General features: G+C 72.2%; 19 protein-coding genes. 10 read left to right on the top strand and 9 right to left on the bottom strand.

Features of this window, described 5'->3' with window-relative positions:
• Positions 1-224: 224 nt before the first annotated feature.
• Positions 225-4,553, bottom strand: a complete 4,329-nt coding sequence (locus OG892_RS02530; protein WP_371628342.1) for a S8 family serine peptidase — start codon at positions 4,551-4,553, stop codon at positions 225-227.
• A 398-nt stretch (positions 4,554-4,951) separates the two neighbouring features.
• Here OG892_RS02530 and OG892_RS02525 point away from each other — a divergent pair, with 398 nt between their 5' ends.
• Positions 4,952-9,022, top strand: a complete 4,071-nt coding sequence (locus OG892_RS02525; RefSeq protein ID WP_371628341.1) for a S8 family serine peptidase — start codon at positions 4,952-4,954, stop codon at positions 9,020-9,022.
• A 53-nt stretch (positions 9,023-9,075) separates the two neighbouring features.
• Here OG892_RS02525 and OG892_RS02520 read toward each other — a convergent pair whose 3' ends face one another.
• On the bottom strand, positions 9,076-9,933 hold the full coding sequence (locus OG892_RS02520) for a helix-turn-helix transcriptional regulator (RefSeq protein ID WP_371628340.1): 858 nt from the start codon (positions 9,931-9,933) through the stop codon (positions 9,076-9,078).
• Positions 9,934-10,092: 159 nt separating this feature from the next.
• Here OG892_RS02520 and OG892_RS02515 point away from each other — a divergent pair, with 159 nt between their 5' ends.
• On the top strand, positions 10,093-11,481 hold the full coding sequence (locus OG892_RS02515) for a TerD family protein (RefSeq protein WP_328868527.1): 1,389 nt from the start codon (positions 10,093-10,095) through the stop codon (positions 11,479-11,481).
• A 16-nt stretch (positions 11,482-11,497) separates the two neighbouring features.
• Here the strand turns inward: OG892_RS02515 and OG892_RS02510 are convergent, their stop codons facing one another.
• A complete protein-coding gene (locus tag OG892_RS02510) occupies positions 11,498-12,670 on the bottom strand; it encodes a glycosyltransferase (protein ID WP_328868057.1) in 1,173 nt (390 codons plus the stop codon).
• A 58-nt stretch (positions 12,671-12,728) separates the two neighbouring features.
• Here OG892_RS02510 and OG892_RS02505 point away from each other — a divergent pair, with 58 nt between their 5' ends.
• The 5 genes from OG892_RS02505 to OG892_RS02485 all read left to right on the top strand — a co-directional run bounded on the left by OG892_RS02505 (position 12,729) and on the right by OG892_RS02485 (position 18,537).
• Positions 12,729-13,514 carry a glutamate racemase gene (locus tag OG892_RS02505; protein ID WP_371628339.1) on the top strand — a complete coding sequence of 262 codons (786 nt, stop codon included), beginning with the start codon at positions 12,729-12,731 and terminating at the stop codon, positions 13,512-13,514.
• A gap of 69 nt (positions 13,515-13,583) precedes the next feature.
• Positions 13,584-14,147 carry a hypothetical protein gene (locus tag OG892_RS02500; RefSeq protein WP_073738060.1) on the top strand — a complete coding sequence of 188 codons (564 nt, stop codon included), beginning with the start codon at positions 13,584-13,586 and terminating at the stop codon, positions 14,145-14,147.
• Between the two features lie 403 nt (positions 14,148-14,550).
• Positions 14,551-16,146, top strand: a complete 1,596-nt coding sequence (lnt, locus tag OG892_RS02495; RefSeq protein WP_073738059.1) for an apolipoprotein N-acyltransferase — start codon at positions 14,551-14,553, stop codon at positions 16,144-16,146.
• A gap of 30 nt (positions 16,147-16,176) precedes the next feature.
• Positions 16,177-16,656: an NUDIX domain-containing protein gene (locus OG892_RS02490; protein WP_073738058.1), complete on the top strand. Its 480-nt coding sequence runs from the start codon at positions 16,177-16,179 to the stop codon at positions 16,654-16,656.
• Positions 16,657-16,806: 150 nt separating this feature from the next.
• A complete protein-coding gene (locus tag OG892_RS02485; protein WP_371628338.1) occupies positions 16,807-18,537 on the top strand; it encodes a serine/threonine protein kinase in 1,731 nt (576 codons plus the stop codon).
• A gap of 21 nt (positions 18,538-18,558) precedes the next feature.
• Here OG892_RS02485 and OG892_RS02480 read toward each other — a convergent pair whose 3' ends face one another.
• Together OG892_RS02480 and OG892_RS02475 are read right to left on the bottom strand one after the other, a co-directional pair.
• Positions 18,559-19,206 carry a hypothetical protein gene (locus OG892_RS02480; protein ID WP_371628337.1) on the bottom strand — a complete coding sequence of 216 codons (648 nt, stop codon included), beginning with the start codon at positions 19,204-19,206 and terminating at the stop codon, positions 18,559-18,561.
• A gap of 104 nt (positions 19,207-19,310) precedes the next feature.
• A complete protein-coding gene (locus OG892_RS02475; RefSeq protein WP_328868060.1) occupies positions 19,311-19,877 on the bottom strand; it encodes a helix-turn-helix domain-containing protein in 567 nt (188 codons plus the stop codon).
• 119 nt (positions 19,878-19,996) lie between these two features.
• Here OG892_RS02475 and OG892_RS02470 point away from each other — a divergent pair, with 119 nt between their 5' ends.
• The 3 genes from OG892_RS02470 (at position 19,997) to OG892_RS02460 (ending at position 21,990) form a co-directional block, all read left to right on the top strand.
• Complete coding sequence (locus OG892_RS02470; RefSeq protein ID WP_371628336.1) at positions 19,997-20,926, top strand: SDR family oxidoreductase; 930 nt, start codon at positions 19,997-19,999, stop codon at positions 20,924-20,926.
• 162 nt (positions 20,927-21,088) lie between these two features.
• Positions 21,089-21,460: a DUF4267 domain-containing protein gene (locus tag OG892_RS02465; protein ID WP_371628335.1), complete on the top strand. Its 372-nt coding sequence runs from the start codon at positions 21,089-21,091 to the stop codon at positions 21,458-21,460.
• A 35-nt stretch (positions 21,461-21,495) separates the two neighbouring features.
• The gene (locus OG892_RS02460; protein ID WP_328868062.1) at positions 21,496-21,990 is read left to right on the top strand and encodes a cupin domain-containing protein; all 495 of its coding nucleotides are present in this window, start codon (positions 21,496-21,498) and stop codon (positions 21,988-21,990) included.
• A 19-nt stretch (positions 21,991-22,009) separates the two neighbouring features.
• Here OG892_RS02460 and OG892_RS02455 read toward each other — a convergent pair whose 3' ends face one another.
• The 4 genes from OG892_RS02455 to OG892_RS02440 all read right to left on the bottom strand — a co-directional run bounded on the left by OG892_RS02455 (position 22,010) and on the right by OG892_RS02440 (position 24,877).
• Complete coding sequence (locus OG892_RS02455) at positions 22,010-22,546, bottom strand: GNAT family N-acetyltransferase (protein ID WP_371628334.1); 537 nt, start codon at positions 22,544-22,546, stop codon at positions 22,010-22,012.
• Positions 22,547-22,639: 93 nt separating this feature from the next.
• On the bottom strand, positions 22,640-23,275 hold the full coding sequence (locus tag OG892_RS02450) for a class I SAM-dependent methyltransferase (RefSeq protein ID WP_371628333.1): 636 nt from the start codon (positions 23,273-23,275) through the stop codon (positions 22,640-22,642).
• 67 nt (positions 23,276-23,342) lie between these two features.
• The gene (locus OG892_RS02445) at positions 23,343-24,356 is read right to left on the bottom strand and encodes an NAD(P)/FAD-dependent oxidoreductase (protein ID WP_371628332.1); all 1,014 of its coding nucleotides are present in this window, start codon (positions 24,354-24,356) and stop codon (positions 23,343-23,345) included.
• Complete coding sequence (locus tag OG892_RS02440; protein ID WP_371628331.1) at positions 24,353-24,877, bottom strand: isoprenylcysteine carboxyl methyltransferase family protein; 525 nt, start codon at positions 24,875-24,877, stop codon at positions 24,353-24,355. The genes OG892_RS02445 and OG892_RS02440 overlap by 4 nt, the downstream gene beginning before the upstream one ends.
• Positions 24,878-24,879: the final 2 nt, after the last annotated feature.

Below are 24,879 nucleotides of genomic sequence, written 5' to 3'. Positions count from 1 at the left end.
ATAGGGGCGTCAAGGGATGCGGCAGGGACTCGGCGGAATTTGGATTAGACCAATTTCGCGGCGTGGGCGCATCGGGGCTGCTGGCCCGGTCCGTGCCCCGGAGTACCAGGGGACGGGCGCGGCAGGACGCGCCGCAACGGCAAGGGCACCCCCGGCCGCGGGCCGCGGCCCGGAGGTGCCCTTCGCCCCGCCGGGCGGATGGTCCGTCGGACCAGGAGGCCGGGTCAGCCGGGCAGCTTCGCCAGGACGACCTTGTTCGAGCCTCCGTTCTCCGTGTCCATGGCGTAGAACGCCACCTCGCCCCGGTTGTTGATGCCGATGCCGTCGGTCGGCACCCAGCGCGAGGACGCGATCATCGCGCTCAGGTCGTACATGCGGCCCTCCGGGTCCCAGACGACCGCCGTGTTCGTATCGGGCGCCGTCTCCGCGCTGCCCGTGATCCAGCCCGCGTCGTTCACCTCCATCGCTGTGGCGCTGAACCCGAAGTCGGGCAGCCGGGTCATGGTGCCGCCCGGCTTGATCACGAACGCGTCGTCACCGCTGGTGCCGACGATCGTTCCCGAGGTGTTGACGCCCGCGGCGTAGCTGTCGGCCATGCCGGGCAGCGTGCCCAGATCGGTGATCGTTCCGTCGGCGGCCCACCGCACGGCGCGACGCCTGCCGTCCTTGGACGAATGGCCCACGACCACACCGGAGTTGTTGATGGCGAGGGGCTCCGTCAGGTTCCGGCTCTCCGTGAGGTGCGGCAGCTTGCGGAAACCGTCCTTCGCGTTCCAGAGGAAGCCCTCGTTCACCTCCAGGCTGCGCCCGGTCTTCGGGTCGGTGACGTTGCCGGTGGCATTGCCCGCGACGGTTCCCGCGTCGTTGACGGCGAACCCCCGGGCGAAGCGGTAGGCGGCCCAGTCGGGCAGTGGCAGCGTGGTGAGGGTGCCGTCCGCGTCCCACAGGGCCGCCCGGGTGCCCCCGGTCGGCGTCAGCTGCCCGGTGGCGTACCCCGCGGTCGCGCTCTGGCCGAGGACGTGGCCGTCGTGGGCGCCCCCGTTGTCGAGCAGGGTGACGCCGTTCGACGGGTCCCAGCGGATCGGCCGGCCGATGCCGGAGACCTGCTGGGAGCCGGCGACCCGCCCGGTGTCGTCCAGGCCGAAGGCGATCGCCGGGCCGAACGACGCGGTGACGTCCGCGTGCGGGCTGGTGACCTTGCCGAGCAGTACGTCGGCGCTGCCCAGCGTGGTGCCCGCGTCCGTGGCCAGCGAGAACCGGCCCACCAGGCGGCGGCCCGCCGGAGGCGCCGTGTCCGCCGTCAGACGGCCCGTCACCTTCGTCGACTCACCCGGGTCCAGGCGCACCGGCTTCCTCCGGTCCACGGTCACCGAGCCGAGCGACGTCGAGAACATCGTGTCCTGGATGTCGAACGCGGTGCTGCCGGACGGCACGTCCGTACCGGCGATGTACAGCAGGTAGTAGCCGGGGGCGGGGTCGTCCAGGGAGAGCGACTCGCGCGAACCGCCGTTGGTGGAGGAGGCGACCAGCGCCCCCGACTGGGCCACCAGGTACAGATCCAGATCGGCGTTCTTGTCGGAGGCGTTGCCCATCGACACCTCGAGCCGCGTCGCGTCCCTCGGCACCGCGATCTGCTTGCCCGTCATGTCCTGGTCGCTGACGGTCGGGTGCTCCTGCGACAGGGCGCCCAGGGAGCCGCCCACCGCGTGAGCGGTCACCGGGGCGAACCGGTTGACGGCAGTGAACGACTTCTCGGCGGGCGTGTGGACCGCCGCCTCGTCGATCACGGAGGACGCCGGGTCCAGCGCGGCCCCCAGCACGGTGGCGGTCAGCCGGTAGGGGTTCTCCAGGACGGGTGACGTGCGCCGGGCCTCCGTCTCGAACTCCCAGACGCCGGGCATCGGCTGCTCGTAGGTACGCGAGCCGGCAGCACACTCCTCGGTGTCCGAGAAATGTGTGTAGCAGCGGTCGGCGGCGGTGTCCTCCACCGGCTTGCCCTGCGGGTCGACCGCCAGGAAGCGGGTCTGGCTGTCACCGGCGACGCCGGACAGGTCCACCTTCAGCGCCGCCGCGCCCTCGGGTACCGCGACGAAGACCGACCGGGTGCCGTTACGGTCCACCGAGCCCTTAGCGGACACGGCGTACGACGGCTTCGCGGGCGCGGCGGCGGCCACGACGGTGACCGGCACCAGCCGGTCGACGCCGGGGGTGGCCGGATCGTCGACGCGCAGCAGCGCGGAGTGCGCACCCGCCGTCCCGGACTGCGCCCGGATGCTGATCGTGGCCTTTCCGCCCCGGTCCAGACTCACCGAGCGCGGCGCGCGGAACGTTCCGTCGTTGCCGAGCCACGACAGCTCGGCCCGGCCGCTGCCGGATCCGGTGCGGGTCAGTTCCACCGTGTAGTCCTTCGCCCGGCGGACCTCCTGCCCGCCCTCGCCCGGAGCACAGCGGTTGTACACCCCGGCCCCGGACTTCGGGGTCGCCAGCAGCCCGGCGAGTACGCCGCACACCGGAGCCCTGACGTCGTACGAGGTCGGCCGGCCCCTCTTCGCCAGCAGCTTCCACGCCGCAGGGACGGAGATCAGGCCGGCTCCCTGGGCGTAGGCGGGCTGGTCCTCCAGGTGCGTCGCGGAACTGGTCAGCGCGGTGCGCAGCGCGGCCGGTGACACCTTCACCCGGGTGTCGGCCGCCGCCGACAGCAGCAGCGCGACGGCTCCGGCGGCCTGCGGCGACGCCATCGACGTACCGTTGTACATGCCGTAGCCGGCGGGCAGTTCGTAGCCGGTGTCGGGGACGCTCTCGCCGGGCAGCCACGTCGGTATGGACGACACGGCGGCGCCGGGGGCCAGGAGCTCCGGCTTCATCCCGCCGTCCTCGCGCGGTCCGCGCGCGGAGAACGGGAACAGCGACTGACGGGCCTTCACCCGGGAGCCGTAATCGGCCCACCAGGTGTCCTTGCTGACGGAGGCGCCCACCGCGATCACCTTGTCGGAGGTCGCCGGGTCGGAGACGGTGTTCATGCCCGGTCCGTCGTTGCCGGCCGACGACACGATCTGCACGCCGTACTCGTCGATGAGGCGGTTGTACAGGACCGCGCGGACGTTGTCGCCGTCGTTGAGCGCGGACAGCCCGCCGATCGACAGGTTGACGACGTCCGCGCCCTTGTTCACGACGACATCGATCATGCCCTCGGCAAGGGCGTAGGAGGTGCAGCCGGAGGCGAACAGGCAGACCCGCTCGGAGACGATCCGCGCGCCCGGCGCGGCGCCGTTCATCTTCCCGCCGAACAGCCCGTTGCCCGCGGTGATGCCGGCGACATGGGTGGCGTGCGCACCGGAGACGATGCCGATGTTCACGAAGTCGGCGCTCGTGCCGGCGCTGCTGCCGCCACGCGCGGAGAGGTCCACGTCATCGCGGTACTCGACGGTGAACGGCATGGACTCGAAGACCGCCGTGTCCGGGTCGTCCTTGCCGAAGGTGCCCCAGGTGCCGCTGTCGGCGTACGGCTGGACGATATCGGAGGCACCGAACGTCCGGTCCAGATCGGCATCGACCCAGACCCGGTGGTCCGACTTCCGGTACAGGACACCGAACCGGTCGCTGTGGTCGCCGTCCCGGTTCACGTCACCGGCGAGCTCGCTGCCCCAGGTGCCCTCCTCGTCGAAGAGCTGGAACTCGTAGGAACCGTCGGGGGCCTTGTAGTCCACGCCGCCGTACCGGAAGGTGCCGTCGGTGACGGTCACCTTGAGACGCATCTCCAGCCACGTCGGATCGGCGTCGGTGACCGGGTCGGTCGCCGTCACCCAGTCCTGGATCTTCGGCTTTCCGGTCGTGGTGTTGCGCAGTGCCGGATGGGACGGATCGACCCCGGTGTCCAGGATGCCGACCGTGACGCCCCGGCCGTCCCAGGAGCGGTGGTCCGCGGTGAAGCCGGTGGCTCCGGTCTCTGCGACGGGCAGATAGGGGTTGTCCGCCGGGGTGCTGCGGCCGGGCGCTGCCGGCCGGCCGGAGTCCGGGGAGCCGTTGCCCTTGCCCTTGCCCTTGTCCTTTCCCTTGCTCGTGCCCTTGCCCTTGGCCTGGGCCTTCTTCCTGTCCTGGCCGGTGACCGGCGACGGATCGGGGATCTTGAACGTCTCGCTCAGGTCGACGGCGCGGACCGACTTGAGCGCGGCGAGCGCGGTGACCTTCCCGGTGGGTACGGTGGCGCGGACGTAGCCGAGCTTGTCGTCCGCCCTGACGACGTGACCGCCGAGGCCGGTGACCTCGGCACGCAGCGTCCCGGTGTCACCCTCGGCGGTGGCCAGCAGGACGGTGACCGTCCCGCTCTTCCTGCTCTCGGCCTTCTGCAGCAGCGTACGGTCGTGCGAACCCAGCTTGTCGCGCCGGTCCGTGAGTACCTTCTTCGGCACGTCGGGCACGGCCGTGCCCAGCGGGTGCGGCACATCGGCGGCCTGGGCGGGCAGCGCCGACAGGCCCAGCAGCGAGCCGGTCAGGCCGGCCGCAAGGACGACGGCGGTGAACCGCCGTCTGCGGCGGGTGATGGGGCGGGACATGGGTGCCCTTTCGCATGGCGGGGCCTCGGCAGGACCGGGACCACGGCGGTGACTTCGCCGGCACCCGGGCACCGGCGAAGGGTCATGGGCACGGTCTACCGAGCGGGCGGCGGGTGACACAGCCGGAACGGCTGGCGGATGTGTGACACGACGTGAAGTCGCCACGGGCCGTGCGGCCGGACACACCCGGAGAGATGCGGCCGAACACGCCCGGAAAGATGGCGACTTGGCGACAGGCACGATCTCGCCACCGGTATGCGCTTCCGCTCGCCCGGCTCCGGGCTCATGATCATGCGATGCCCGCCTCTCCGTCGCCCACAAGGCGAGTCGAGGCACCGTCACTGCCCAGAGCGGAGCCACGAATCATGAGTCAAGTCCCGGGGCGCAGGCGCCTAGCGATGGCTGCGGCGGCAACCGTCCTCGCCACCCTGGCGGCCACCGCACCCGCCGCCGCGGCGCCGCCCTCCCCGGCCGCGACGCCGAGCGCCGACGGCCTCCTCACCTCCCTCGACGGCCAGGAGCTCCAGGCCCTGCACCACATGGCCGACCTGGACCTGGGCGGCCTGCACCTCACCGACAAGGCCGCGCTGCGCAGCTCCGAGCCGGTCGACGTGATCGTCCAGCTGAGCACACCGCCCGCCCGGACCGCCCGGCTGCTGGCAGCGGCCGAAGGCCGCACCGTCAGCGACGCGGAGGCCCGCGACGCGGTGACGAAGGCCCACCAGAAGTTCCGCACCGCTCTGGAGGGCATGTTCGCGCGGCCCGACGGCGCGAAGACGGCGAAGAAGACGCCCGCGCCGAAGCCGGGACGCAGTTTCACCCACAGCTTCGACGGGGTGAGCCTGAGACTGCCGGGCAACCGGGTGGCCGCCCTCCTGGACAACGACCAGGTCACCGCCGTATGGCCGGACACCACGGTGAAGGCGCTCGCACAGCGCGAGCCGGCCGGCGCCGCCGCGTCCGGAGCCCCGGAACAGAGCGACGACGACGTCACCCGGCTGCACGACGAGGGCATCACCGGCAAGGGCGTCAAGGTCGGCATCATCGACACCGGCATCGACTACCACCACCCCGACATCGAGGCCGCCTACGCGGGCGGGTACGACTTCGTCGACGACGACTCCGACCCCATGGAGACGACGTACGCCGACTGGAAGGCGTCCGGCGCGGCCGAGACCAGCCAGGGCTCGGCGTACTACACCGAGCACGGCACCCACGTCGCCGGAATCATCGCGGGGCGCGGCGCCGCGTCCACGGAACGCGCCGCGCACGGTGTCGCCCCCGGCGCGTCCGTGTACGCCTACCGGGTGCTGGGCCCGTACGGCAGCGGCCGCACCAGCGACATCATCGCCGCGATGGACCGGGCCGCCGGCGACGGCGTGGACGTCGTCAACATGTCGCTCGGCGCGGCGGTCAACGACCCGCTCAGCCCGGCGTCCATAGCCGCCGACAACCTCGTTCTCGACGGCGTCACCACGGTGATCGCCGCCGGCAACAGCGGACCGGGCACGAACACCCTCGGCAGCCCGGGAGCCGCCGCGCTGCCGCTGACCGTCGGCGCGCACGACGAGCCGATGACCCTGCCCGCGTACACCCTGGACGCCGGCGGCACCACGGGCCAGGGGCGGCTGCTCGCCCAGCCGTTCGGCGACGCGCTCGACAAGCTGGCCTCCGGCAGCTACCAGGTGGCCGACGCCGGCACCGGGACCGCCGCCGGCTACACCGGCAAGGACGTGACCGGCAAGGCGGTCCTGGTGCGCCGAGGCGGGATCACCCTCGACGAGAAGGTGCGGCGCGCGAAGTCCGAGGGCGCCGCGGCCGTCCTCCTCGTCAACGACAACGAGGCCGAGGGACACATCCCCTCCTACATCGGTGAGAGCCCGTCCTACGTCCCGGCGTTCTCGCTCACCGCCGCCGACGGCGCCGCGCTGACGGCCGCGGCCGCGGACGGCTCCGCCCGGCTCACGTTCACCGCGGCCGGGACGTTCCGCCTCGGCGACGGCTCACTGGCCGACTTCAGCTCACGCGGTCCGGCGTACGGCACCGGCACCATCAAGCCGGAGATCACCGCCCCCGGTGTCAGCGTGCTCTCCTCCGTCCCGTCGGACGTCGTCGACCCGGAGACCGGGGACTACACCTACGCGTACGCCCGGCTGAGCGGCACCTCCATGGCCTCGCCGTACATCGCCGGAGCCGCGGCACTGATGCTCCAGCACGACCCCCGGCTCACGCCCGACGACATCAAGACGGCGCTGATGAACACCGCCCGCCCGCTGCCCGGCAGGGTCAGCGTCTTCGACGCCGGGGCAGGGGCCGTCGCCCCGTACTCAGCGGTGCACGCCACGGCCCGCCTCCAGGTGCGGGCCCGCACCCCGTACCTCGGCCTCGACGGCACGCAGAGCGAGATCGGCCACCGCACCGGCGCCCTCGACCTCGGCACGCTGCCACTGGGCCGGGCCATGGAGACCGAGCACCGGATGAGCCTCATCAACGACAGCCGCTCCAAGGAGAGTTACGCCGTGAGCGCGGAGTTCACCCGGGGCAACGGTGCCTCCGGCGATGCCCGCGCCGCCCGCATCAGCCTGCGCACCGATGACCGGGTCACCGCGAAGCCCCGTGGCACGACGACCGTGCGCACCACCCTGCGGGTGCCCGCCGGTGCTCCGGCCGGCCACTACGAGGGTTTCCTCACCCTCACACCGGTCCGGGGCGGGCAGTCGCACGCGCTGCGAGTGCCGTTCGGGCTGCGCGTGGCCAAGTCGGGCTTCGAGGAGATCGACATGACGAAGCCGGTGATGTCGACCAACCAGTTCTCGGACGCCGGTTCCGCCGGCGGCGGGGCGGCCACCTTCGACCTGCGAATGGCCGGGCAGTTGCGCAGCGTCGACGTGTTCCTCGCCGACGCCCGCGGCAAGGACCTCGGCTACATCGGGGGCGTCAGCACCGTGGGTCTCACCGAGGGCGTCCTGTACGGCCCGGTGACGGTCGGCGGCTGGTACCACCCGCTGACCGGACGGGCCGCCACACCGGTCGACCCGCGCGGCCGGTGGGCAGCGGACGGCCACTACAAGCTGCGGATCGTGGGCACCGACGCCCACGGCGGCACCGACACGGAACTGCGTGACATCTACGTGGACTCCCACCCGCCGGTCTACGAGGACGCCTACGGCGGCTGGGACCCGTCCCGCCCCGTGGTCGTCCAACGCCCGTCCGACGCGACGTCGTTCGCCGTCTCCGGCACCCTGCGTGACGGGGAGAGCGACGCGATCCACGACGCCGGGCTCGACATCGGCCAGCAGGACAACCAGCTCCTTTACTCCACCTACAGCCCCAACTCACCCACCGGGCACGTCAACGCCGACGCGCGGGGCAAGGTGGACCTCCAGGTCCCGATCAGCGCGGGCCCGCCGACCACCTACCTCAAGCTGTGGCCCACCGACGCGGCCGGCAACATCGGGGACGTACGCGTGCTCAACCTCATCAAGGAGGGGACGCCGTACGTCGTCGGCACGGCCGGCGCACCGGCGGCGCGCGCCGGGGACCGCGTCACCTACACCCTCACCGCGCACGACCTCGACCACTGGAAGACCTTCACCTCCCAGATCCGCTACGACGACCGCAACGTGCGGCTCGTCGGTGTCGAGCCGACCGCCGAGCTGTCGGCCCACGGCCCGTCCGCGATCAGCCGGACCGACGTGTCCGACGGGGCGTCGTCGTACAGCACCGTCTCGTTCGACGTCTCCGACACCGCCGGGCTGACCGGCGAATCGATGCCGCTGCTGAAGGTGACGTACGAGGTGACGGGGGAGCACTGGACCACGTCGGCCGGGCTGAACACCGGCACGACGTACGCCGTCGACACGGCGGGCGCCAAGGTGCCGCTGAACATCCAGTTCTACGGCTCGGTCCGGATGCTGAACCCGGAGTCCACCTTCGGCGCACGGCCCGCGGCCGAGGCACTGCTGACCGAGGACTACGGATACGACACCGGCCGCGACTACAGCCTCGACGGCTTCGACGCGGCACTGACCGCACCGGACGGCACCCGGCGAACCCTGCCGGTCGACGCGGGCGCCAGGGTCTCGGCCTCCGGTCTGCCTCCCGCGGAGAAGCCCTACCGGTTCGAGGTCAGGGTCCCCGGCCACTTCGCCTGGTCGGAGGAGATCGACCTGGGCCTGCGCGGATACGGGCCCGTGGCCGGCACCGGGGGCTCCTCGGTGGCCGCCCTGGTCGCCGGTGACGTCAACGGCGACGATGTCATCGACGTCCGCGACGCCGCCGCCGTGTACGAAGCCCGCGGCACCGCGAACCGTGCCGCCGACATCGACCACGACGGCACGGTCGACGACCGGGACCTGCACTGGGTGGTGCAGAACTACCTTCAGCACAACACCATGTCGGAGCACGTCACCGACCCGGTGAAGCGGCTGCGCGGCAGGACCCTGGAGGACTACGTGAACCGGATGTGAACCGCGGCACCGGGCGAACGGTCCGCCCGCCGGCACCCCGGCGGGCGGACCGTTCACACCCAGTTGTTGCGCATCGCGTACCAGCCGAGCTGAACCCGCGAGGAGACCGCCGCCACGTCCATCAGGGCGCGGAGCCGGCGCTGGACCGTACGGGGCGACGTGCCGAGCTGGTGGGCCGTCGCCGCGTCCGTCAGACCGGACAGCATCAACTGCAGGAGCCGGCGGTCCTTCGGACTCAGATCGCCGTCCTCCCGCAGATACGGGCGCGAGCGCCGCCACACCGCTTCGAACAGCTCGACGGCCAGCAGCACCACGGGCGGCCCCAGCACCATCGACCGGCCCCCCTCCACCTGGACCATCGCGGTCTCGCCGTCCGCCACGACGAGTTTGATCAGCGGCTGGTCGACGACCCGCACCTGATGACCGGCCGCCAGCCGCTCGTCGAGCGCGTGCAGGGCCGCCGGCTCGGAGAGGAAGTCGCGGTCGACGACCACGCGGTAGGCGGCCGTGGGGTTCCCGTCCTTCCGCAGGGCCGGCTCCGGGCCGTCGTCAGGCGGCGGCGTGGGCGTGGGCGTGGGCGTGACCAGCGTCGACGGGACGGGCGCGACGGTGTTGGCCCCGGACTGGAAGACCAGGAGCGAGGTGCGCGCCGAGTACTCCAGCTCGTACAGGCGCCGGGCCTGCGCCTCGTGCCCCTGCCAGTACTCGATCGGCTGCTCCTGCTCCCCGTCGGCGTGGGGCTGCCACTGGCCGAGTAGTCGTGCCAGCGAGTCGTCGGCCCGGCGCAGGTCCTCCTGGAGCCTGGCCAGGGAGGAGCGCACGGAGTCGGAGGGAGCGGCGGCCGGGGAGCCCGGCTGCGCGGGAGACGGTTCAACTGCCGGACGCGGTGGTGTTCCAGAATCGGACGACATGGATCAAGTGTCTTCACGAGTGGATCAGTTCTGACAACACCTCCTGGACGCCGCCCGCGCCTTCCGCTCGCCGGCCACGCGGCTCACGCGGCCGAAGCTGGAGGCCCCGCCGCCCGAAGCATTAGGTTGACCGGGAAGGTTTCGGCAGCCGGACTCACGATGGGGGCGAGCATGACCATGCTCAAGGGAACCAATGTTCCAGTGGCGGCACAGGCCGTGCGCGTCGAGCTGGGGTGGCACACCACCCCCGGGACGCCGGACGTCGACGCCTCCGCGCTCCTTCTCCTCGGCTCGGGAAAGGTGCGCAGCGACGCGGACTTCGTCTTCTACAACCAGCCGGCCCACGCGTCCGGCGCGGTGCGGCACGAGGGCAAGCGAGCCACCGGCGGTGCGGCCACCGACAGCCTGGCCGTCGATCTGGCACGGGTGGAGCCGGCCGTCGACCGCATCGTGCTGGCCGCCTCTGCGGACGGCGGCACATTCGGCCGGGTGACAGGGCTGTACGTGCGGATCACGGACACGGCGAGCGGCTCGGAACTGGCACGGTTCGACAGCGCCGACGCCACCGTCGAGACCGCGTTCATCCTCGGTGAGCTCTACCGGCGCCAGGGCGCCTGGAAGTTCCGGGCCGTGGGTCAGGGATACGGGACCGGGCTCGAAGGCCTCGCCACGGACTTCGGGATCTCCGTCGATGAGCCGCAGCAACCGCAGAAGGCCGCCCAGCCCCAAGCGCCTGAGCGGCCCCAAGCACCCGCGCAGCCCCCGCAGCCCAACCCGGCAACACGGGTCGACTCCGTGCCGCCGCCGCAGCCGTCGCCCCCTCAGGCACCGTATTCGCAGCCGGCCGCCGCCACCCCGATGGCACCCCCGGCCCCTCCCGCTCCTCCGGCGCCGCCCGTCACCCAGCCCGTCCGGCTCACCAAGGTGACGCTCACCAAGGAAGCGCCGTCGGTCTCGCTCGCCAAGCAGGGCGGCACCTCGGGATCCATGCGCGTCAACCTCAACTGGGAGGTGCGCAAGCAGTTCAAGGGGTGGGGGAGCAAGCTCGGCCGGGCCGTCGCGAACCACGCGGACCTCGATCTCGACCTCTGCGCCCTCTACGAGCTGACCGACGGGCGCAAGGGCGTGGTGCAGGCGCTCGGAAACGCCTTCGGAGCCCTTCAGCAGGCGCCCTACATCCACCTCGACGGCGACGACCGGACGGGCGCTGTCACCTCCGGCGAGAACCTGACCATCAATCTCGACCAGAAGTCCAGGATCCGCCGCATCCTGATCTTCGTCACCATCTACGAAGGGGCCCGGAGCTTCGCCGATCTGCACGCGACGGTGACCCTTCAGCCCCAGCACGGCGCCGCGATCGACTTCTCGCTCGACGAGTGCACCGTCCCGTCCACGGTCTGCGCACTCGCGCTCATCAGCAACGACGGGGGCGATCTCACCGTGCAGCGGGAGGCCCGCTACCTGGTGCCGCAGCGCGGGGTGAGCCCGCAGCGCACCATCGACCAGGCCTACGGCTGGGGCATGAACTGGACCCCCGGCCGCAAGTGAGCCCCCGCCCGCCGGTTCACCGGTCCGGTGCGGCCTCGGGACGCGCGTACGTACGCCCCTTCCAGGCCGCACCGCGGCCCCGGTAGTGCTGGACGGCCGAATCGACCGTCATCAGCAGGTACAGCAGGGCGGTGAACGGCAGCAGCGGCGCCAGCCACAGGGACTGCCGGTAGTAACCGAGCATCGGCATGTACGTCACGGCCATCACGACCCAGGCGACGCCCCCCGTCCAGGCCGTCACGGAATCGGGGGCCAGCAGTCCCGCCACGAGGGTCACGGGCGGCGCGAGGTAGACGAGCGCGAGCCCCAGCACCGTGCCGAGCAGCAGCAGCGGGTTGTGCCGCAGCTGGGCGTACGCGCTCCGGGAGATCATCCGCCACAGGTCGGCCAGGCGGGGGTAGGGCCGCACACTGTCCACCCGGTCCGCGAGCCCCAGCCAGATCCGGCCGCCGCTGTCCTGCACCGCACGGGCCAGCGCGACGTCGTCGATCACCGCCTGCCGGATCGACTCCGGCACCCGCGCCCGCACCGCGGCCTCGGTCCGCAGCAGCACGCAGCCGCCCGCCGCCGCGGCGGTCCGCGCTCCCGCCCGGTTCACCCACCGGAACGGGTAGAGCTGCGAGAAGAAGTAGACGAAGGCCGGGACGACGAGCCGCTCCCAGGTGCTCTGGACCCGCAGCCGTGCCATCTGCGAGACCAGGTCGAACCCGCCCGACCCGGCGGCCGCCACCAGCTCCCGCAGACTGTCCGGCTCGTGCGCGATATCGGCGTCCGTGAGCAGCAGGTACTCCGGGTCCCTGGTCCGGGCCTGCGCGATCCCGTGCCGCACGGCCCAGAGCTTCCCCGTCCAGCCGGGCAGCGGCTCCCCGGGCGACACCACGGTCACCGGCAGCCCACCGTCCCGCACGGCCAGCGCGCGGGCCAGGTCTCCGGTGCCGTCCTTGCTGCAGTCGTCGACCAGGAAGATCTCGGCCTGTCCCGGATAGTCCTGCGCCATCAGCGACGGCAGGCTCACCGGGAGCATGTCGGCCTCGTCCCGCGCGGGGACGACGATCGCGACGGACGGCCAGTCGCCGGGCTCCGTGCTGTCCGGCAGCCGCTGGTCCGTCCGCCAGAAGAATCCCTGGCCCAGCAGCAGCCACACCCAGGCGGCGACGGAACCCACGGCGATCCAGACAATGGCGCTCATTGGCCGAAGTCTGCCCCACTGAGCCGGGACCGCAAGGGTGGTCGACTATGGTGACCGGGTGAAGATCGCGCTCATGGACTCCGGAATCGGCCTGCTCGCCGCCGCCGCAGAAGTACGCCGGCTGAGGCCGGACGCCGATCTGGTGCTCTCCTCCGACCCCGACAGCATGCCCTGGGGCCCCCGCACCCCCGAGTACGTGACGGAGCGCGCGCTCGGCGTCGCCCGCGCGGCCGCCGCCCACCGGCCCGACGCGCTGATCGTCGCCTGCAACACCGCCTCGGTGCGCGCGCTCCAGGCGCTGCGGGCGGAGCTCGAACCCGCCCTGCCGGTCATCGGGACCGTCCCCGCGATCAAGCCGGCCGCGGCCGCGGGCGGGCCGTTCGCGATCTGGGCCACCCCTTCGACCACGGGCAGCCCGTACCAGCGAGGACTCATCAGTGACTTCGCCGGCTCCGCCGCCGTCACCGAGGTCCCCTGCCCCGGCCTCGCCGACGCCGTGCAGTACGCGGACGAGGAGGGCATCGAGCGGGCCATCGCGGCCGCCGCCGCGCTCACCCCGCCCGACGTCCGGGCCGTCGTGCTGGGCTGCACCCACTACGAGCTGGTCGCCGAGCGCATCCGCGACGCCGTGCGCCGGCCCGGCAGGCCCGCCGTGGCCCTGTACCCCTCAGCCGGAGCCGTCGCGGCCCAGGCGCTGCGCCGGATCGGGGCCGAACCCGCTCCGTCGGCCGAACCGGGCACCGGTCTCGCGGTGCTCCTCGGCGGCCGGGTGTCCGAGATGCCGGAAGCCGCTCTGGCCTACCCGGAGGGGCGTCGGCTCATGGTGGCCACCCCCGCCCGCTGACCTTCCGGCGACCCGGCCGGGGCTGCCGGACCCGTTCCGTCGCGCGGTTTCTTCAGTACGCTGCTTGGCATGAGGGACCACCCCCGAGAACCGAGGCACAGCGGAGCCGACTCCCACCCGGCGGTCTGGACCGGCCGGGCCACCAACCGGACCCAGTGGGTGCTCGCCGCGGCGGGCGCCGCCTGCCTGGCGCTCGGCATCCAGCTCGCCGTCAGCTCCACCTGGACCTCCGGCATCGCACCGCTGCTGATGTCGGTGATCGGCTGCATGGCGGCCGGACTGCTGATGCTCTTCGGCACCCTGGCCTTCGTGAACGTGGCCGTCCGGGTCGACGGCGACGCCCTCGAAGTGCGCTGCGGCCACATGGGCCTGCCGCGCCGCCGAATCCTGCTCACCCATGTGGTGGGCGCGGAGTTCGCCCCCCGGGTCACCCCGCGCCAGTGGGGCGGCTGGGGCTACCGCTGGCGCCCCGAGCAGGGCACCGCCGTGGTCGTACGACGCGGCGAGGGCCTGGTGCTCCGGCTCGGTGACGGCAGGACCTTCACCGTGACGGTGGACGACGCGGAGGCGGGCGTCCGCTTCATCCGCGACCGGCTGCACCTGCCGGCCACCGGCGCCCCGGCCGGAGCCTGAGACACCGCGGCGATCCCGGGCCGCGGCCGCAGGCGAAGCCCGCGGCCACCGCGAGGAGCGCCAGCAGCACCCCTCCGGCCGGGTCTCCCGGCCCGCCGCGCTGATCAGGGACCAGATCGCGCAGGCGGCGAGAATCACCGCACCGGCAGCGTCGGACGCGTTGCCGCCCGTCGGCCCCTGTTCCGCGGCTGAAGCCATCACGTCCGTCCCCCGGCCTGTGACGGTCCCGTGCGCGACGGCCGGATCCGGCCGGTCGGCGGGGAACCGCCGCACAGATTGACGGCCTGGGCGGGCACCCGTCAGGGATATGTGCGGAACATGTGGAGAAACGATCCGGCGGTACGGATTCCGCCATCAGGACAGGGCTGCCGGGCGCACAGCGGGCCACCGTAGACTCCGCCGGGTGAGCACCACCATCGCCCCGGTCGGCGACCCGCAGCAGCCCGCCTCCGTCCATCGAGCCAGGCGCCTGCTGCCTCGGCTCGTCCGTCCCTGCGCAGCCGTGCTCTCCGGGCTGATGCTCTACGCGAGCTTCCCGCCCCGGCCCCTGTGGTGGCTGGTTCTGCCCGGGTTCGCACTCCTGGGCTGGGTGCTGTTCGAGCGCAGGCTCCGCGCCGCGTTCGGCCTCGGCCTGCTCGCCGGGCTCGGCTTCATGCTGCCGTTGCTGCACTGGACCGGGGAAGAGGTCGGCCCGGTGCCGTGGCTGGCCCTGGCGGCGGCCGAGGCGCTGTTCATCGCGGTGGGCTGCATCGGCATCTCCGCCGTGTCCCGGCTCGCCGGCTGGCCGTTCTGGGCCGCGGCGGTCTGGGCCCTGGACGAGGCGGTACGAGCCAGGGTGCCGTTCGGCGGCTTCCCCTGGGGCCGGATCGCCTTCGGCCAGGCGGACAGCGTCTTCCTGCCGCTCGCCGCGCTCGGCGGCACACCGCTGCTCTCCTTCGCCGTGGTGCTGTGCGGCTTCGGGCTCTTCGAGGCGGTCCGCCGCTTCCGGGTCCGCCGCGCCACCGGTCAACTGCCCCGGCTGGCCGCCGCGGTGACCGCCGCGGCCGTCCTGGTCCCGGTCGCCGCGGCGCTCGCGTCGCTGCCGCTGGTGGACGACTCGGCCGAGGACGGCACCGCGACCGTCGCCGCGATCCAGGGCAACGTGCCGCGGCTCGGCCTCGACTTCAACTCCCAGCGCCGGGCCGTCCTGGACAATCACGCGAACCGCACCGAGCAGCTCGCCCGGGACGTGAAGGCGGGCAAGGTGCCGCAGCCCGACTTCGTCCTGTGGCCGGAGAACTCCTCCGACCTCGACCCCTACCGCAACGCCGACGCGAAGATCGTGATCGACGACGCGGTGAGGGCGATCGGGGTGCCGACCGTCGTCGGCGCGGTCGTCGAGCCGGACACCGGCAAGCTGCGCAACACCCTCATCCAGTGGGACCCGGACAAGGGTCCGGTGGCCACGTACGACAAGCGCCACATCCAGCCGTTCGGCGAGTACATGCCGATGCGTTCCTTCGTGCGCGTCTTCAGCTCGGACGTGGACCGGGTGCAGCGCGACTTCGGACCGGGCAAGAAGGTCGGCGTCTTCGACCTCTCCGGCACCTACGTCGGGCTCGTCACCTGCTACGAGGCCGCGTTCGACGACGCCGTACGTGACACGGTCGAGCACGGCGCCCAGATGATCGCCGTACCCAGCAACAACGCCACCTTCGGCCGCAGCGAGATGACCTACCAGCAGCTGGCGATGTCCCGGGTGCGCGCGGTGGAGCACAGCCGGTCCGTCGTCGTCCCGGTCACCAGCGGCGTCAGCGCGGTCATCCGCCCGGACGGCACCGTCGTCAGCAAGACGAAGATGTTCACCCCGGACGCACTGGTGGAAAAGGTGCCGCTGCGGTCCTCGCTGACCCCCGCGACCAGGATGGGGCCGCTGCCCGAAGGGGTGCTCTCGCTGCTCGCGGTCATCGGCCTCGGCTGGGTCGGCGCGCGTGCGGTCCGCACGCGCCGCGCCCGCTGAACGGCTCCGCACGCGACGTAGGCTCATCGCATGGCAATTCCTGACTTCATCCGAGAGATCCGCGCCACGGCGGGTCAACAGTTGCTCCTGCTGCCCGGCGTCAGCGCCGTCGTCTTCGACGAGGAGGGCAGAGTACTGCTCGGACGGCGTGCGGACACCGGGAAGTGGTCGATCATCGGGGGCATCGCGGAGCCGGGGGAGCAGCCGGCGGCGACGGCGGAGCGCGAGGTGTACGAGGAGACGGCCGTGCACTGCGTGGCGGAGCGCGTCGTACTGACCCAGGCGCTGCCCGCCATCCAGTACGACAACGGTGACCGGTGCCAGTACCTGGACGTCACCTTCCGTTGCCGGGCCACCGGCGGCGAGGCCCGCGTCAATGACGACGAGTCGCTGGAGGTGGGCTGGTTCGGCGTCGACGCGCTGCCGCCGCTGGAGGAGTTCGCGCTCCTGCGCATCAAGCAGTCGCTCAACGACGGGCCCACCTGGTTCGAGGCCACCGCCGCGCACTGAACGTGACGGACCGGGCGACGGCGCGAACGGCCGCCGCCCGGTCCGCGACATGTTCCGCAAACCGACTGGACCGCCGCGTCCGGTGCGCGGACCCCGGTCGTGCGGGCGGGAGTTGTGGTCCGGCGGGTGCGGATGTGGCACAGTCGGGCCGTGGACGCACTGAGGCCCCAGGACCCCGCCCGCATAGGCACCTACCAACTGCTCGGCCGCCTCGGCGCGGGCGGTATGGGGCAGGTGTACCTCGGCCGGTCACCCGGCGGACGGCTGGTGGCCGTCAAGGTCATCCGCGACGAGATCAGCGATCACCCCGAGACGCTGGCCCGGTTCCGGCGCGAGGCCGCGACTGTCGAGACCGTACGCAGCGTGTACACCGCCCAGTTGATCGAGGCTTCGCTCGACGCGTCCCCCTACTGGCTGGCCACGGAGTACGTGCCGGGGCCCACGCTGCGCGCCGCCGTCCGCACCGGCGGCCCCTTCCCGCCGGACAGCGCCCTGCGGCTGCTGGCCGCACTCGCCGAGGGACTGGCCGCGGTCCACGTGCACGGAGTCACACACCGGGACCTGAAGCCGCACAACGTCATCCTCTCGCCGCAGGGGCCGCAGCTGATCGACTTCGGGATCGCACGGGGCATCGAACAGTCGGTCCTCACCCCCGAGGGGATGGCCACGGGAACACCCGGATACACGGCCCCCGAGGTACTGCTGGGCAACGAGGCGGGCCCGGCGGCGGACGTTTTCGCGCTGGGCGCCACGCTCGCCTACACCGCCACCGGCCGGCCCCCGTTCGGCACGGGTGACGCCGCCTCGGTGAGTTACCGGACCGTGCACGAGGAGATCGACCTGGCGGGGGTGCGGCCGGACCTGGCCGCGCTGATCCGGATGTGCGTAGAGAAGGACCCTGCGGAGCGGCCGGCGCCCGCCGTCGTGATCGCGCTGTGCGGGGTGGACTCGCCGCTGGCGTCGGACGCCCACTACGGTGCGCTGGTCCGTACCGCCGGAGCCGTCCTCGTACCGGGGGGCGCGACCACGGCGCCCATGGCGTCCGGTGGTCACGCGGAGCCGGAGACGGACACGGTGCCGGCCCCGGGAACCGCCGCCCCGGCCCGGCGGGCGGAGCCCGATCCTGCCGATCAGCCGGCGGCGGGTCCTCCGGCGGCCGGGAACGTGGGCCGGCGCCCGCGGCGGGGGCGGATCTGGGCCGCCGTGTGCGCGGTGGCGATCGCGGTGCCGGTGACGGTCTGGCTGCTCCCGGAGACGGACGGCGGGGGCGCCGGTGCCGCGGCCGAGCCCGGTGCCACCGTGTCGGGCCGTCCGGCCGCGAGCCGTTCGGCAACCCCGGAGAAGCCGAAGGGCCCACCGGACCACATCGTGAACGACCGTGTGTCGCAGGACCGCTGGACCCTGTCCGACGACCCGGACCAGGCCGCTCTGGGCAGCGGCGGCTGCGATACGGACGAGGTTCCCGAGTCCTTTCCGCCGTCCGGTCTGATCTCCACCGTGTCGCACACCACCGGCTCCGACACCGCCTCGGTGTCGATGCGGTTCGAGGACGCCGGGAAGGGGAGGAGACCGGCGCCCTACTACGTCTCGGTGGGTGTGCGGCCCCCGCACGAGACCGACCGCGCCACCGGGCGGCCGCTCCGGTCAGAGGCCAAGGGCATCGGCTACACCAGCAAACCGGTCGATATCTACGCCCATTGGTCCTCCGGCGCAGCCGTCAGGCTGAAGTACCCCGACGATTTCCGGGCCCACTTCGGAGCGAAGACCCTCGACGCGATCCCGGTGGGGGAGGACCGGGGCGACTGGACGGTGGTGATCTATCGCGTCGACGGCGGGCCGAAGGACTACACCCCCGTCGTGTGCAACGGCTTCCACGCCTGAGGCAGTGCCCGTCCGCCCAGGTCAGGCGACGTAGGCGGAGACGCTCAGCGTCTCGGCGAGGACGCGCCACAGAACCCGGGCACCCGTACGGCTCGCCGCGCCGCACAGCGTCCTCTCGCTGCACGGGGTGGGCCTGTCCTGCCAGGCGCTGACCACCAGACAGTGCAGTCCGAGAGCGCGGGCGAACGTGAACCGGATGTGCATGCCGTCGCCCAGATCGTGGCCGGGAAGCGTCGCGATCTGCAGACTGTCGTACCCGATCGCCTCCACCCGGATCGGGTTTCCGCCCAGCAGATCGCATTCGTCCGCCGGGCGGATCACGGCCGGGCAGTCACCGCGCACCGGGAACAGCCAGAAGTTGCCGGTGAGCTGCTCGCGTACATCGTGGGGGCTGGTGAAGGGGCGGAAGCCCAACGAGTAGCCGTACCGGTAGACCTGGTTAGGACCGGTGGACGGCGATCGATATCCGGCTGACGGCGACCGGCTCGGCGGTGAGCCGGCGTAGGACGGGGGCGCTGTCGTCGTCGCCGTGATCAGCAGTGCGGCGGCGAGCAGGCCTGCGGACGCGGTACGGGCCGACGCTCTGCCCGGCCCCGGGGCGGAGCCGCGAAGTGCCCGGCACGGAGTGCGGCCTGCCTTCCGCATCAGCACCTCCCGGAGCGCGAACATGAGCCAAGTGGAAGGTATGTCCTGGTACGCGCTTCGGCATCTCGGCACCCGTGCGGTGGCCCGGGTGGGGGCGGTGGGCAGCTGCGGGGAACCGTGGCGAGGGGTTACCCGCCCGCTGTCACGGCCTTCAGCTCGTCGAGGACTTCCCGGATGAGCTGTGACATGTCCCGGGAGCCGGTCCCGTCGATCCAGCGCTCGAACGTCACCTTGAAGACGGCGATCCCCGCCTCTGCGGCCAGGCTCGCGGCCGGTTCCGCGACGCCGCGCCGGCGCAGGGTGTCGGAGATGGCCGCGGACAGCCTCGCGAGCTTGATCAGCTCGCGCTCCTGCAGCTCGGCGTTGGCGTTGATGATCCTCTGGCGCTGTCGGGCCTGTTCGTGACGGTCCCGGAAGACGGTCGCGGCCGCGTCGAGCGCCGCGGCCACGGCATCGATCGGGGCCGCCGACCCGGGTACGCCCGCGAGCGTGTCCACCAAGAGGTCCTGGAGCGTGGACGAGCCCGCGAACAGGACCTCGCGCTTGTCGCTGAAGTGCCGGAAGAACGTCCGCTCCGTGAGCCCCGCCCGCCTGGCGATCTCGGTCACGGTGGTCTGTTCGAACCCGTGCTCGCTGTAAAGCTCCATCGCGGCCTGTTCCAGCCTGCCGCGCGCGTTCGGCTCCCATCTGCTCATAGCGGCGATTCTATGTGATGACAGTGACTGGCATCAGGTGTACGGTGATGACAGTTGCTGACATCGACTGGCCGCCGAGCTTCTCGGCGTGGGCGGTCGGCATAACCGGGAGGTTTCCCATGCGTGTCTTCGTTACTGGAGCGTCCGGCTGGATCGGATCCGCCGTCGTTCCCGAGCTCATCGGTGCGGGCTATCAGGTCGTCGGACTCGCTCGCTCGGACGCTTCGGCCGCCGCGCTCGACGCGGCCGGGGCCGAGGTGTACCGGGGCAGCCTCGAGGATCTCGACGCCCTGCGGAGTGCGGCCGAGGCCTCGGACGGCGTGGTCCACCTCGCGTTCAAGCACGACATCGCCTTCTCGGGCGACTTCCAGGGTGCCGCCGACGCGGACCGCGCCGCCATCGAGACGTTCGGCGATGCGCTCGCGGGCTCCGACCGGCCCTTCGTCATCGCGTCCGGGACGATGGGGATCGCGCCCGGACGGGTCGTGACCGAGCGGGACGGGCTCGGCTCCGGCGGAGAGGTGCCGTTCGAGGGTGCGGGCGCCCGGCAGGCCAACGCGCAGCTGACGCTCTCCCTTGCCTCGCGCGGTGTCCGCTCATCCGTGGTGCGGCTTCCCCCGACGGTGCACGGCGACGGGGACAAGGGCTTCATCGCGTCCGTGGTCGGCGTCGCCCGCGACAAGGGCTTCTCCGGCTACGTCGGTGACGGCTCCAACCGCTGGCCGGCCGTGGCCCGGTTCGATGCCGCACGCCTCTTCCGCCTGGCGCTGGAGCAGGCTCCCGCAGGATCCGTACTGCACGCGGTCGCTGACGAGGGGGTCCCGATCCGCGATGTCGCCGAAGTGATCGGACACGGTCTCGATCTCCCCGTGGCCGCCGTCCCGGCGGAGGACGCGAGTGAGCACTTCGGCTGGCTGGGCGGCTTCCTGGGCTTGGACGGCCCGGCGTCGAGCGCCCTGACCCGCGAGCTGCTCGGGTGGCAGCCGACCCACCCCGGGCTCCTCGAGGACCTCGGCAAGGGGCACTACTTCGAGAGCCCGTCCGCCTGACGCCGGGGCCGGGGTGCCTGTTCTCCGCTACGGGGGCGGGGCGGGGGAGGAGCGGCAGGTATCAGTGCTTCAGTGCTTCGATGTCTAGCATCGCTAGGAAACCTTTCGTTGACATGCTAGTGTCGACCTCGTTCCTTGCGGTGCTAGAAATGGAGACGGATCATGCTCACGCCCCTCGCCTACGGCTTGGCCATCCTGCTCAACGCCATGATCATCTTCATCGGGGTGCGGTTCCTGGTGGTGCCGCACCCCGCTGCCGCCGCCTACGGGGTGCCGGCGAAGGCGGGCGGGGATGCGGCCTACCTGTCCATCAAGGGGGTGCGCGACCTCACCTACGGCATACTCGGCTTCGCCCTACTGGCCTTCGCGAGTGCTCAGACCGCCGGATGGTTCATGCTGGTCGTCACCATCGCCCCACTCGGTGACACCCTCATCGTTCTGCGCAACGGGGGTACCAGGGCGGTCGCGTTCGGCATCCACTTCGCCACGGCCGTGGTCATGCTCGTCAACGCGGCTCTCCTCTTCGCCGCCTGACGCGAGGGCCCGCCCCCTCCCGATTGGAGCCACAGATGTCGCTGATCGTGCCGGACTTCGACGAGTCCGTTGTCGTCCGCTCCGCCGACGCAGAAGTGATCGGCCGGGCACCCACCACCATCAGGCTGCTGGCCGACAGCAGTTCGACCGGCGGAGCGCTGTCCACCCAGCGGGTCAGTCTGACCAACGGCGCGGACGGCGCGAAGCCGCACCATCACTCGCGGTCGGCCGAGCTGTTCTACGTACTGGACGGCACGGCCCAACTGCTCTCGGGTGAACAGCTCGTGACCGCGGAACGGGGCGACCTCGTCATCGTCCCGCCCGGTCTCGCGCACGCTTTCGCAGCCGCACCCGGAGAGGACGCCGACATCCTCATCGTCATCACCCCGGGCGTCGAACGCTTCGAGTACTTCCGCCATCTGGAGCGCATCGCCTACGGAAAGGTGCCGCCGGAGAGCCTGCTCGAGGTTCAGGAGCTGTACGACACCTACTTCCTCAACAGCGAGGCCTGGACCAGGGCGAGAGGGTGAACGGCCCAGGCGCACCCAGTCATCGTGCCGGGGACCGGACGCCGAACCACTGCTCCGCGCCGAAGGCCTGATATCGCTCCACCTCGGTGAATCCCAGCTTTGCCGCGAGGCGCATCGAGGGCTTGTTGGCGGTCTGGGTGAGGAGCACCACCGCTTCGCCGGGGAGTTCGCCGGCCAGCCAGGCGAGGGCTGCCGCGCACGCCTCCGCGGCGTACCCGTGCCCCCAGGCCTGCGGCAGGAACAGGTAGCCGAGCTCGGTCCTCCCGATGTCCGGGCGGATGTGCCCCGGACGCTCCGTGTGCGGATCGAGCTGGATCGTGCCGATCGCCGCCCCGTCGAGCTCGACGGCGAAGAAGCCGGGGCGCTGTCCGGGTATTTCGGGCACCGTGCGTTCGAGCTCCTCGCGCGACTGGGGGCCACCGAGGTACGTGGTCACCTCCGGCGAGGCGTTCAGCTCGATGGTCACCGCACGGTCCCGGGCCTCGGACTGGCGCAGCACGAGCCGCGAGGTCTTTATCGGGGCGGTCGGCCAGGTCAGGAGTCGGTCATCAGTCATGCCGACCCACTCAATCAGCAAGCTCGACGATGATCAAGGCTCGCTCAGGCAGCTCAGGCAGCTCAGGCAGCTCAGGCAGCTCAGGCAGCGCCGTCAGTTCCGCCGGGCGAGCAGGAACAGGTGGGGTTCGGGCGCTGCCGCGGGATGGGCCGGCGTGAACACGCTGCTGCTCTCCGACAGGACGGTGAATCCGGCCCCGGTCACCAGCGCCGTGAATGCCTCGGGCCCGAAGCTGGTCACCCGCGCCGGCCGCCCCATGAACTCGCCACTCACGTTCTCCAGGTCCAACGGGACCGTCGCGACGGCCAGATGGCCGCCGGCCCGCAACGCCTGCCCGAGCCCGACCAGCACCGCCGACTGCTCGGCGCGCGACATCTGAAGGAGGGAGAAGTACACACACGCGGCGTCGAAACTCCCGTCCTCCAGAGGCAGCTCGCGGATATCGGCACAGCGGAACACGGCCCGGGGCACCTGCCGGGACGCGATGTCCACCATGACCGGCGAGACATCGACACCGAGCACCTCATGGCCCACGTCGGTCAGGGTCTGCGCGGTCGGCCGCCCGGTGCCGCTGCCGACGTCCAGTACCCGGCTGTGCGGTGCCAGGCGCTCCAGCAGCAGTGCCAGCGAGGCTCGGTGCGCGGCCGATCCGGCGAACGCCTGCTCGTACTCGGCGCCGATGGCGTCGAACAGTGAGGCAGCGGCAGTGGGCTGTTGACCTGAATCCATTACGGTCCACTCTCTCCCGGGCCATGTCACCGGCCCCCGTCACGACAGTATTCGCGCCCGCCGTTGATTACTGCAATGCGTGCACGGCCGCGCCGAAGACGGCTGGTGCGCGGTATGCGGCCGGGACGATCAGGCGGGCGGTCGCCGGATGCCGCGCCATCGCCAACAAGGCTTCGGTGAGCACACGGTGACGTCTGGTCAGGCCTCGCCACCGGGCCGGGTAGTCCTGCGGCCGGCCGGCGGCCAGTGAGTCCACCGCGGCCCCGGCCGTCGCCAGGGCCAGCGCCACCCCCTCCCCGGTCAGCGCGTCCACATAGCCCGCGGCGTCGCCGACCAGCAGGACCCGGCCGGCCCGCCGGTCCAACGCCCGCCGGCGCAGCGGTCCGGCGCCGCGCACGGGCCCCGCGTCCCGGCCGGACAGCGCGGCGGCCAGCCGGGGGAACGCCGTCAGATGCTCGTCGTAGGAGCGCCGTTCCCGGCTGAGTACGGCCACCCCCACCAGACCGTCCCCGAGCGGCGTCACGTACGCCTCCCCGCGCCGGGACCAGTGGACCTCCACGAACTCCGTCCACGGGGCGATCCGGTAGTGCCGGCGCTGCCCGTACCGGCGTACCGCCGCGCCAGGTCCGTCCAGGCCCAGTTCGCGGCGGAGCGGCGAGTGCAGCCCGTCGGCCGCGACCAGCCAACGGGCCGTCAGTCCGCCCGCGCTGACCCGGTCATCGCTCTGCGTCACGCCGGCGAGCTTGCCCGGCACGATCCGGACGCCGAGCTCCACCGCGCGGGCGTGCAGGGCGGTGTGCAGCTCGGTCCGCCGCACGCCGAGCCCCGTCCGTCCCCGGAACACCGCCTCCGCGCTGCGCGCCCCCTCCAGGTACCGGATGCCGCGCAGCCGGTGCCCGGACACCTCGACGCCGAGGGCGCGCAGGGCGGCGACCCCGCTGGGCATGATGCCCTCGCCGCAGGCCTTGTCGATGGGGGATGCGCGGGGTTCGACCACGACCGTCTCCAGGCCCAGCCGGGCCGCCCGGATCGCCGCCGCCAGACCGGCCGGACCGCCGCCCGCCACCAGCAGGTCGATCACGCCGTCACGTCCGCGGGCGCCGCGGTCAGGGCCGCCTCCTCGCACCGGACCCGCACGGCCATGAGCGCCACGTTGAGCACGGTGAAGAGCGCCGCGGTCAGCCACGCCCCGTGGACGAGCGGCAGCGCGAGCCCCTCGGCGGCGACGGCGGCGTAGTTCGGGTGGCGCAGCAGCCGGTACGGCCCGCCGGTCACCAGCGGCAGTCCCGGAACGACGATCACGCGGGTGTTCCACCGGTGGCCGAGCGTACGGATGCACCACCAGCGCAGGCCCTGTGCGGCCGCCACCACGGCCACCATCGCCCAGCCCAGCAGCGGCACGAACGGCCGGTCCGCCAGCCGGACTTCCAGGAGACAGCCCAGCAGCAGGGCCGTGTGCAGCGCGACCATCGCCGGGTAGTGGGCGCGACCGGTCTCGACACCGCCGCGGGCCAGCGCCCAGCGGGTGTTGCGGAGCGCGACGACGAGTTCGGCGAGCCGTTCGCCCGCCACGGCCAGCACCAGCGCCGTATACCAGATCATGT

It is taken from the genome of Streptomyces sp. NBC_00341 (assembly GCF_041435055.1).
GTDB lineage: Bacteria > Actinomycetota > Actinomycetes > Streptomycetales > Streptomycetaceae > Streptomyces.
This window is presented reverse-complemented; position numbering and strand designations above follow the sequence as displayed.

Coding starts and splice junctions, on each gene's coding strand:
- OG892_RS02530 (WP_371628342.1), bottom strand. CDS start 4,553: ATGTCCCGCCCCATCACCCGCCGCAGACGGCGGTTCACCGCCGTCGTC.
- OG892_RS02525 (WP_371628341.1), top strand. CDS start 4,952: ATGGCTGCGGCGGCAACCGTCCTCGCCACCCTGGCGGCCACCGCACCC.
- OG892_RS02520 (WP_371628340.1), bottom strand. CDS start 9,933: ATGTCGTCCGATTCTGGAACACCACCGCGTCCGGCAGTTGAACCGTCT.
- OG892_RS02515 (WP_328868527.1), top strand. CDS start 10,093: ATGGGGGCGAGCATGACCATGCTCAAGGGAACCAATGTTCCAGTGGCG.
- OG892_RS02510 (WP_328868057.1), bottom strand. CDS start 12,670: ATGAGCGCCATTGTCTGGATCGCCGTGGGTTCCGTCGCCGCCTGGGTG.
- OG892_RS02500 (WP_073738060.1), top strand. CDS start 13,584: ATGAGGGACCACCCCCGAGAACCGAGGCACAGCGGAGCCGACTCCCAC.
- OG892_RS02490 (WP_073738058.1), top strand. CDS start 16,177: ATGGCAATTCCTGACTTCATCCGAGAGATCCGCGCCACGGCGGGTCAA.
- OG892_RS02480 (WP_371628337.1), bottom strand. CDS start 19,206: ATGTTCGCGCTCCGGGAGGTGCTGATGCGGAAGGCAGGCCGCACTCCG.
- OG892_RS02475 (WP_328868060.1), bottom strand. CDS start 19,877: ATGAGCAGATGGGAGCCGAACGCGCGCGGCAGGCTGGAACAGGCCGCG.
- OG892_RS02470 (WP_371628336.1), top strand. CDS start 19,997: ATGCGTGTCTTCGTTACTGGAGCGTCCGGCTGGATCGGATCCGCCGTC.
- OG892_RS02465 (WP_371628335.1), top strand. CDS start 21,089: ATGCTCACGCCCCTCGCCTACGGCTTGGCCATCCTGCTCAACGCCATG.
- OG892_RS02460 (WP_328868062.1), top strand. CDS start 21,496: ATGTCGCTGATCGTGCCGGACTTCGACGAGTCCGTTGTCGTCCGCTCC.
- OG892_RS02455 (WP_371628334.1), bottom strand. CDS start 22,546: ATGACTGATGACCGACTCCTGACCTGGCCGACCGCCCCGATAAAGACC.
- OG892_RS02450 (WP_371628333.1), bottom strand. CDS start 23,275: ATGGATTCAGGTCAACAGCCCACTGCCGCTGCCTCACTGTTCGACGCC.
- OG892_RS02440 (WP_371628331.1), bottom strand. CDS start 24,877: ATGATCTGGTATACGGCGCTGGTGCTGGCCGTGGCGGGCGAACGGCTC.